1 protein-coding gene is annotated in these 802 nt (G+C 45.6%); it reads right to left on the bottom strand.

The window, feature by feature from the left end; all coding sequences use genetic code 11:
- Positions 1-802 (bottom strand): HD family phosphohydrolase (locus BG32_RS13510; RefSeq protein ID WP_121526975.1); only part of this gene is annotated, 802 nt, incomplete at both ends.

Raw genomic sequence — 802 nt, 5'->3', positions numbered from 1 at the left:
GACAACACTTCATACGCCGTTGTCGGATGAGTTTTCATTACCTTCCATTCGTCTTCAGATAGAGGTCCTTCCTTCAGTAACACGCTGTCCGGAATAGAAATCTTCCCAATGTCGTGCAGCAGGGCGCCTCTGTACATGTTTTCTATTTCTTCTTCCGATGCCCCCATTTTCTCGGCAAGCCAAACTGTAAGATCGGCTACTCTCCTTGAGTGTTTCTTGGTGTTCATGTCTCTCATTTCCAGTGTTCCTACAAGAACTTCCAAAGTCTGATCGTAAGCTTCTGCGATCTTCCTGTTGCTGTCTTTCAAATTATCTATCATCAGAGCAACATCTATCGCTAGTGAAGCTTGTGCCGCAAGCATCTGCAGAAAATCATTCCATTCACTGTCTCTGTGAATTTGCATCATGTCGAATGTTTCAAGGACTCCCAGAATTTTTCCTCTCGTTTCAAGGGGTACGGCATGATAGTCCTTCACTTTCATATCTATCAGGTTCTTGAGCCTCGGGCATTTGGGATTGCTAGAGGTGTCCAACGGACCGGAGTAAGGCTTTCCCGACGAAGCAACCGAACTAGGTATAGTTCCTTCCATTGGAAGCTCTCTGAAGTCCATTTCTCCAGTGACTATTCCCTTTCCATGAGCGAATCTCAGAACACTTCTTTCTTCGTCAATTAAGAAGACATCGGCGCCATCTACGCCAAGCCTCGAGATCAATCTTTCGAGAAAGACATCCAGCATCTTTTCAAGTTCGAGGTGATAGCTGACGGCCATATCTATTTCGTGCAGTGCGCGAATATTTGCCA

Origin of the sequence: Mesotoga sp. HF07.pep.5.2.highcov, assembly GCF_003666285.1 — a bacterium.
Lineage (GTDB): Bacteria > Thermotogota > Thermotogae > Petrotogales > Kosmotogaceae > Mesotoga > Mesotoga prima.
This window is presented reverse-complemented; position numbering and strand designations above follow the sequence as displayed.